We start from the raw sequence: 7,801 nt of genomic DNA, 5'->3' as shown, positions 1-7,801 counted from the left end.
CGAAACAGAAAGGCGAAGGGTTACAAATGGAAAATATCGAAGCGCGCGTCAAGAAAATTGTCGCTGAACAGCTGGGCGTAAACGAAGCCGAAGTGAAGATCGAATCTTCTTTCGTTGACGATCTGGGTGCTGACTCCCTTGACACCGTGGAGCTGGTGATGGCACTTGAAGAAGAGTTCGAGTGCGAAATTCCGGATGAAGATGCCGAGAAAATCACCACCGTTCAGCAGGCTGTTGACTTCGTCAATGCTCATCTGAACAAGTAATCCTTTTTGGGGATTGCCCAAGACCTCTGCCGGTGTGGCCTTGGCTCACCACGCAGGGGTCTTTCAGTTTCTACTGCCCAAACGCATGTTTGAATGTTCCGCCCTGTCGGCGGGGCAATGGCAGGATCAGGCAAGACCGCTTTTTTCTCTTTCATGGAGAGTCCCTGTGTCAAAACGCAGAGTTGTAGTCACCGGCCTGGGCCAGGTGTCGCCGGTCGGTAACGATGTGGCTAGTGCATGGGCCAACCTGCTGGCCGGCAACAGCGGCATCGCCGGTATTACCCGTTTCGATGCTGGCGATCTGGCCTGCCAGATTGCCGGTGAAGTCAAAAACTTCGATATTACCCAATACATTCCTGCCAAGGATGCTCGCCGTATGGATGCTTTCATCCATTACGGTATTGCTGCTGCCTTGCAGGCGATTACCGATTCCGGGCTGGATGGCCACGCGAGTCTGGATAAAACCCGCGTCGGCGTGAATATCGGCTCCGGTATCGGCGGCCTGCCGCTGATCGAGGACACTGGTGTTGCACTGATGGACGGCGGCCCGCGCAAAATCGGCCCGTTCTTTATCCCCGGTTCGCTGATCAATATGATTGCCGGTCATGTATCCATCCTCAAGGGCTATCAGGGCCCGAGCTATGGCATCGTTTCCGCCTGCACTACCGGCGCGCACTGTATCGGTGATGCGGCACGTGTGATCCAGTACGGGGACGCAGACGTGATGGTCGCCGGCGGTGCCGAGTGTGCGATCGCCCGTCTCGGTATCGGCGGCTTTTCTGCCATGAAGGCCATGTCGACCCGCAATGACGACCCGGCTGCATCCTCGCGTCCGTGGGACAAGGGACGTGACGGCTTCGTGATGGGCGAGGGGGCAGGTGTTGTGGTGCTGGAGGAGTACGAGCATGCACTGGCGCGTGGCGCGACTATCTATGCCGAGCTTATCGGCTTCGGTATGAGCTCGGATGCCTATCACATCACCGCGCCCAATGCGGAAGGTCCGGCGCGCGGCGTAAAAAATGCGCTCAAGGATGCCGCTATCAATGCTGATGAAGTCGATTACGTCAATGCACATGGCACCTCGACACCGCTGGGTGATGCCAATGAAACGGCCGCGCTCAAGCTCGCTTTCGGGGACCATGCCTACAAGCTGGCGGTTAACTCGACCAAGTCGATGACCGGTCATTTGCTGGGCGGAGCCGGCGGAGTGGAAGCCATCTATTCCATTCTCGCGCTCCATCATCAGGTATCGCCGCCGACCATCAACTTGCTGGATCAGGATATCGAGGGTGGTTGCGATCTGGATTATGTAGCCAATACGGCGCGCGACATGAAGATCGATGTTGCCATTTCCAACTCCTTCGGCTTTGGTGGCACTAACGGCACGCTGGTATTCCGCAAGGTCTGACCCTGCCGACTTGTCTTGACGAATGAAACCGCTGCGATACACTCGCGGCGGTTTTCTTTTTTTCAGCCGGCGTAAAGCTGCGGACGATACATGTTTACCCGACTACTCGATTCAAACCCCGATTTGCTGGCGCTGCATGCGGCCGAGCGTGCTGTTTTCCCTTATTTGCTACAGTCTTCCGGAGACAGTGGCTGGGACATCCTGTTTGCGCTGCCACAGCAGACACGCGTGTATATGGAAGGCGAGGGGGCTGCATTTCTTGCCGATGTGCGCGCCTTGCCGCTGGAGACGCCGCAGCTTGCATCCGCGCTGCCTTTTACCGGCGGCTGGTTTGTGTATCTGGGCTACGATCTATTGTCCGAGTTCGAGCCTTCGGTGCCTGCGGCACTGGCGGACAGCTTCCCTTTGGCGGCGCTGGCTAGGGTGCCGGCGGCGGTACTGGTCGAACGCAGTAGCGGGCAGGCGACGCTAATGGCGGAAAGCGCAGCCCTGCTTGACGAGTTGCATGCCCGCGTGGTGGCCGGCCCTGCTTTTGCGGCGCAGCCTGTGGCCTTGGCGACGCTGGAGGAAGATCCGCCGCACTGGTACACCGATGCCGTATTGCGCCTCAAGGACTATATCGTCGAAGGCGATGTGTTTCAGGTGAATATTTCGCGCGGCTGGCGTGCCGAACTGGTGGCGGGTCTGCGCGCAGCCGATCTCTATGCTGCCTTGCGTCTGGCCAATCCGGCACCTTTCTCGGCGTTGGCCGATTTTGGCGCTGCGCAGATTGTCAGCTCCTCGCCCGAGCGTCTGGTGCGGGTGCGTGACGGCTGGGCTGATACCCGTCCGATTGCCGGCACCCATCCGCGCTCGCAGGATGCGGTCGAAGATGCCGCGCTCAAGCAGCGTCTGGCTGAGAGCAGCAAGGAGCGCGCCGAGCATGTGATGCTGATCGACCTGGAGCGCAATGACCTGGGGCGCATCTCGCTACCCGGCACGGTCGAGGTGAACGAGCTGATGGCGATCGCGAGCTACGCTTATGTGCACCATATCGAATCCAATGTGCGCGGCCGTATCCGGCCGGATGTAGGTACCGTGGATGTGCTGCGCGCACTGTTTCCCGGTGGCACCATCACCGGCTGTCCCAAGGTGCGCACCATGCAGATCATCCGCGAGCTGGAAAATAGCGCCCGTCGCGCCTACACCGGCAGTCTGGGTTATATCAACCGCGATGGCACGCTGGACCTGAATATCCTGATCCGCACCTTTATGCAGCAGGGGCCGCAACTGCGCTTTCGTGCCGGTGGCGGCATCGTGGCTGACTCCGATCCCGAGCGCGAGTTGCAGGAGACGCGGCACAAGGCGCGCGGCCTGCTGCGGGCACTGGGTGTGGAGCACGTCTGATGGTGCTGCTGAATGGCGTGGCGATGGAGATGCTCAGCGTGCATGACCGGGGGCTGGCCTATGGCGATGGTGTCTACCGCACCGTAGAGCTGATCGCCGGCAAGCCGCGGCTGTGGCGCTGGCAATGGCAGCGCTTGCAGGCCGATTGCGCCGCACTTGGCTTGACACTGCCGGACGAAGCGGTGCTTTTGGCCGAGTTGCTGCGCGCCGCCGATGGCAGCGCGCGGACCGTCGCCAAGATCATTCTTACGCGCGGTACGGGGCAGCGCGGCTATGCGATACCGCCTGTAGCCAGTAGTAGCCGTATCGTAGCGGCCAGCCCGTGGGCCGGCTATCCGGCTATTTGTGGGCAAGAGGGTATCAGCGCGCGCTGGTGTGATCTTCGTTTGGGCTTGCAGCCGCGTCTGGCCGGCATCAAGCACCTGAACCGGCTGGAAAATGTACTGGCCCGCTCCGAGTGGCAGGATGCGGCTATCCGCGAAGGCGTGTTGCTGGATAGTGAAGGCTCGGTGGTGGAGGGGACGATGAGCAATCTGTTCGTACTCAGTAGCGGCCGGGTGCTGACCCCGATGCTGGACCGTTGTGGCGTCAGCGGTGCGATGCGGGCCTGGGTACTGGATGAACTGCCCAGTCTGGGGTATGTGCCGCTTGAGGGGCGTTTATCGCCACAGGCGCTGCTGGCGGCAGACCAGGTTCTGCTGTGCAACAGCCTGATCGGCATCTGGCCGCTGGCCCGTCTGGGGACGCGGGTGTGGGATGATTTCGCCTTGGCCCGGCGTCTGCAGGCGCGCTTGAGCCTGCAGGCTTAAGCGGCGGGTGCCCTCTGCTGCGGCCAGTTTTCAAACCATTCCGTGTGGCGCTTGCCGCAGGCCTCCGACAGGCCGTGAGCTGCCAGGCATTGCATCAGGGCCTGCTCAAACGATACCCGTTGCCTGATCTCCGGGTACACCTCCATCCATGTCGCGGCATCGTCGCAACGGCGCATCAGTTGGCCATGGATGCCGGTCTGTCTGGCGAGTTCTGCCTGCATGGCGCGCAGCCGGTGTGCCAGTGCCGCATCAGCCTGCTGCGGGCGGTAGTACAGATAGAGTGAGCTTGTCATCGTGTATGGCCATTAATTCGCATATCATAGGCTGCATTCAATCATCGGATGGTGCGCTTGTGAAGCGGCCTGTTGCGCAATGAGGGTATGGTGACGGAACAAGATGCGATAGGAACACTGGTGGTGGCCGGCGTCGGGCTGATCGGCGGCTCGCTGGCACTGGCTGCCCGGCGTGCCGGCCGGGTGGGGCGCGTGATTGGCGTCGGCCGCTCGGCGGCCAATATGCAGCGCGCGCTGGAACTGGGGGTGGTGGACGAGGTGAGTTCGGATATTGCGCATGCGTGCCGTGAGGCAGATCTGGTACTGCTGGCGACCCCGGTGGGGCAGATGAGCGCATTGATGCAAGCGATGGCGCCGGCCTTGCCGGCACATACTATCGTGACCGATGCAGGGAGCACCAAGGGGGATGTGGCGGCGCTGATGCGGACCTGCCTGCCCCGTCATCTGGCCCGCTGCGTGCCGGCGCATCCGATTGCCGGCTCCGAACTCTCCGGTGCCGCCGCCGCGCAGTATGGGCTCTACGAGAAGCGCCGCGTGGTATTGACGCCTTTGCCCGAGTCTGATGCCGGCGCGGTGTTGGCTGTGCGTGCCCTGTGGCAGGCCTGTGGTGCCAGCGTGCATGAAATGACGGCAGCCGAGCACGACAGTGTGTTTGCCAGCGTCTCGCACTTGCCGCATTTACTGGCTTTTGCCTATGTGGACATGATTGCCGCATGCCCGGATGCCGCCCGCCGTTTCGATTTTGCGGCGACCGGCTTTCGGGATTTCACCCGCATTGCCGGCTCGCACCCTGAAATGTGGCGCGATATTGCCTTGGCCAACCGCGAGGCACTGCTGACCGAATTGGCCGACTATCAGGCTCAACTGGCGCTGTTGCAGCAGCAGCTGCAAGAAGCGGATGCTCACAAGATGCAGGCCTTGTTCGAGCGCGCGCGCGAGGCGCGTACTGGCTGGCACCAGCGTTTTGTGCGTAGCCAGTAGTGCATCGTATTTCCCGATGCCGCCCATGTGGGTGAAGATTTTTCGGCTGGTGCCGATGCCTGGTGGAGAGGAGGATCCGCCGCCAAGCACCGGCAGTCTCAATGCTCGCCGTTTGCCAGTCGTGCCAGCGCGTCAAAATAGCCGGGGAAGGTTTTGGCGACGCAGCCCGGGTCGTTGATGGTGACGGGCGTGGCCATCAGTGCGGCCAGCGAGAAGCACATCGCCATGCGGTGGTCGTCGTAGGTGTCGATCACGGCATCGGCTGTCAGCTTGGCCGGCGGCGTAATGCTGATGTAGTCCTGTCCTTCTTCTATGCCCGCCCCCAGTTTGCGTAACTCGGTCGCCATGGCGCTTAGCCTGTCGGTCTCCTTGACGCGCCAGCTCTCGATATTGCGTATGGTGGTCGTGCCCTTGGCGGCCAGCGCGGCGATGGCAATGGTCATGGCCGCGTCCGGGATATGGTTGAGATCAACGTCTATGCCTTGTAGCGGCCCTGATGCCGAGGCTTCTATCCAGTTGTCGCCCATGGTTATTTTTGCCCCCATCAGCCCCAGTGTTTCGGCAAATTTCACATCGCCCTGAATGCTGTTGTGGCCGACGCCGGTGACGCGTACCGGCCCGCCGCCGATGGCGCCGGCGGCCAGAAAGTAGGAGGCGCTGGATGCGTCGCCCTCGACATGGATGTCCCCCGGCGACAGGTAGCTCTGTCCGCCTGCAATAGTGAACTGCTGCCAGCCCTTGCGCTCGACCTGTACGCCGAAACGTGCCATCAGTTTGAGTGTGATCTCGATATAGGGCTTGGAGATCAGCTCGCCTATCACCTCCACCGTGACGCTAGTGCCGCTTAATGGCAGTGCCATCAAGAGTGCCGTCAGAAACTGGCTGGAGACATTGCCCTTGACCGGAATCACGGTTCGGGTGTCGATAGTCCCCGGTGCGATAGCCAAGGGCGGATAGCCTGTCGCGCCCTCATAACGGATGTCGGCACCGGCAATCTTGAGTGCGTCGACCAGATCGCCTATCGGGCGTTCGTGCATGCGCGCAACGCCCGATAGCTGGTAGTGGCCCTGCATGAGCGCGAGTGCTGCCGTGAGCGGTCGAAACGCGGTGCCGGCATTGCCCAGGAATAACTCGGCATTCTTGACCGGGAATTCGCCGCCCACGCCATGCACCATAAAGTCCCGGCTTTGTCCCATGCGTTCTATTTTTACCCCCAGCAGGCCGAGTGAGGCCAGCATATGGCTGATGTCGTCGGCGTCGAGCAGGCCGCGAACCAGTGTGCTGCCATGCGACAGTGCAGCGAGCAGCAAGGTGCGGTTGGAGATGCTTTTGGAGCCGGGCAGGGCGACGATGCCGGCAATATGGCCGATAGGGGCGAGATGAAGCTGTTCCATAGTAAGAAGCGGGGATCCTTGTTGTGGCTATGCCTGTTTGGATAAACGCCTGAACCAAAACCGGAAAGTGGCCGTCCGGCAGGTCGCTGAGCTAGAATCTTGTCTTTTAGTCAGGTCGGGGCGTGGTGTGATGCCAGCCCCGCAGGAAAGAAGTTAAACGATCATGACGATTGCTGTCATTACTATTGATGGTCCATCCGCTTCGGGTAAGGGTACCGTCGCCGCTCTGGTGGCGGAAAAACTGGGTTTTGCCTATCTGGATTCGGGTGCGCTTTATCGTCTGACAGCACTGCATGCCCGGCGCCATGGTGTGAGCTGGGCTGATGAAGCGGCAGTGGCTACGCTGGCGCGTACCTTGCCGGCGGTTTTTTGCGACGGCGAAATCCTGCTGGACGGTGAAAACGTAGCCGATGCCATTCGTAGCGAGGAAGTCGGCATGGGTGCATCGGTGATTGCGGCCTTGCCGCAGGTGCGCGCGGCCTTGCTGGAGCGCCAGCGCGCTTACCGTGTTGCGCCGGGTCTGGTGACGGATGGCCGCGATATGGGATCGGTTGTTTTTCCGGATGCTACGCTGAAGATTTTCCTGACGGCCAGTGCCGATGTGCGGGCAGGGCGGCGCTATAAACAGTTGATAAGCAAGGAAGATTCTGCTAATCTGCCGCGCATTCTGCAGGATATCACCGAGCGGGATGCACGTGATGCAGCCCGTAGTGTGGCACCTCTGCGGCAGGAGCCGGATGCCCGCCTTCTCGATACCAGCGAAATGTCAGTCGACCTTGCAGTGGCGGCAGTGCTTGGCTGGTACGGGCAGTCGGTCTGATCCGGCCTTGGTTTTTGTAGTACCCGTCAGTCCATGTGGGCTGGCGTTTGACCAACCCTAACCCCGCGTGTCGCAAGGCATGCACGTGTGAGTAATCTTAATGACTACCTCCGCTATGGAAAACTTCGCCCAACTGTTTGAAGAATCCCTGGAACTCCAGGAAATGCGCATTGGCGAAGTGATCACTGCCGAAGTGATCGGCATTGATTCCAACTTTGTAACCGTGAACGCCGGCTTGAAGTCCGAGTCGCTGGTTCCGGTCGAAGAATTCAAGAACGACAACGGTGAACTTGAAGTCAAGATTGGTGATTTTGTCACCGTCGCGATTGATGCCATCGAAAACGGCTTTGGTGAAACCAAGCTGTCGCGTGAAAAAGCCAAGCGTCTGGCGGCCTGGATTGATCTGGAAGAGGCTCTGGAAGCCGGCAAGATCCTGTCCGGTCT

9 protein-coding genes are annotated in these 7,801 nt (G+C 60.5%); 7 read left to right on the top strand and 2 right to left on the bottom strand.

The window, feature by feature from the left end:
• Positions 1–26: 26 nt before the first annotated feature.
• The 4 genes from acpP (at position 27) to pabC (ending at position 3,869) form a co-directional block, all read left to right on the top strand.
• Positions 27–266: an acyl carrier protein gene (acpP, locus tag ACRC1E_RS10075; RefSeq protein ID WP_438514964.1), complete on the top strand. Its 240-nt coding sequence runs from the start codon at positions 27–29 to the stop codon at positions 264–266.
• Between the two features lie 166 nt (positions 267–432).
• Positions 433–1,674, top strand: a complete 1,242-nt coding sequence (fabF, locus tag ACRC1E_RS10070; protein ID WP_438514963.1) for a beta-ketoacyl-ACP synthase II — start codon at positions 433–435, stop codon at positions 1,672–1,674.
• 90 nt (positions 1,675–1,764) lie between these two features.
• Positions 1,765–3,060, top strand: coding sequence for an aminodeoxychorismate synthase component I (locus tag ACRC1E_RS10065; RefSeq protein ID WP_438514962.1), 1,296 nt, complete (start codon positions 1,765–1,767; stop codon positions 3,058–3,060).
• Entirely contained in the window at positions 3,060–3,869 is an 810-nt protein-coding gene (pabC, locus tag ACRC1E_RS10060; protein WP_438514961.1) for an aminodeoxychorismate lyase, read from the top strand. Before ACRC1E_RS10065 ends, pabC begins: the two co-directional genes overlap by 1 nt.
• Here the strand turns inward: pabC and ACRC1E_RS10055 are convergent.
• Entirely contained in the window at positions 3,866–4,162 is a 297-nt protein-coding gene (locus ACRC1E_RS10055) for a DUF4936 family protein (RefSeq protein WP_438514960.1), read from the bottom strand. The genes pabC and ACRC1E_RS10055 overlap by 4 nt on opposite strands.
• Before the next feature lie 87 nt (positions 4,163–4,249).
• On the opposite strand from ACRC1E_RS10055, the gene ACRC1E_RS10050 reads away from it, so the two are divergent.
• Complete coding sequence (locus ACRC1E_RS10050) at positions 4,250–5,143, top strand: prephenate dehydrogenase (RefSeq protein ID WP_438514959.1); 894 nt, start codon at positions 4,250–4,252, stop codon at positions 5,141–5,143.
• Positions 5,144–5,241: 98 nt separating this feature from the next.
• Here ACRC1E_RS10050 and aroA read toward each other — a convergent pair whose 3' ends face one another.
• Positions 5,242–6,537 (bottom strand): 3-phosphoshikimate 1-carboxyvinyltransferase, encoded by a 1,296-nt coding sequence (gene aroA / locus ACRC1E_RS10045; RefSeq protein WP_438514958.1) that lies wholly within the window; start codon positions 6,535–6,537, stop codon positions 5,242–5,244.
• Positions 6,538–6,700: 163 nt separating this feature from the next.
• On the opposite strand from aroA, the gene cmk reads away from it, so the two are divergent.
• On the top strand, positions 6,701–7,357 hold the full coding sequence (cmk, locus tag ACRC1E_RS10040; protein ID WP_438514957.1) for a (d)CMP kinase: 657 nt from the start codon (positions 6,701–6,703) through the stop codon (positions 7,355–7,357).
• 100 nt (positions 7,358–7,457) lie between these two features.
• The coding region (locus tag ACRC1E_RS10035; protein ID WP_438514956.1) for a S1 RNA-binding domain-containing protein at positions 7,458–7,801 on the top strand (344 nt) is incomplete at its 3' end.

The sequence above is a fragment of the Craterilacuibacter sp. genome (genome assembly GCF_051659485.1).
Classification (GTDB): Bacteria; Pseudomonadota; Gammaproteobacteria; order Burkholderiales; family Chromobacteriaceae; genus Craterilacuibacter.
The sequence above is the reverse complement of the archived record's forward strand: the minus strand, read 5'-3'. Positions and strand labels throughout refer to the sequence as shown.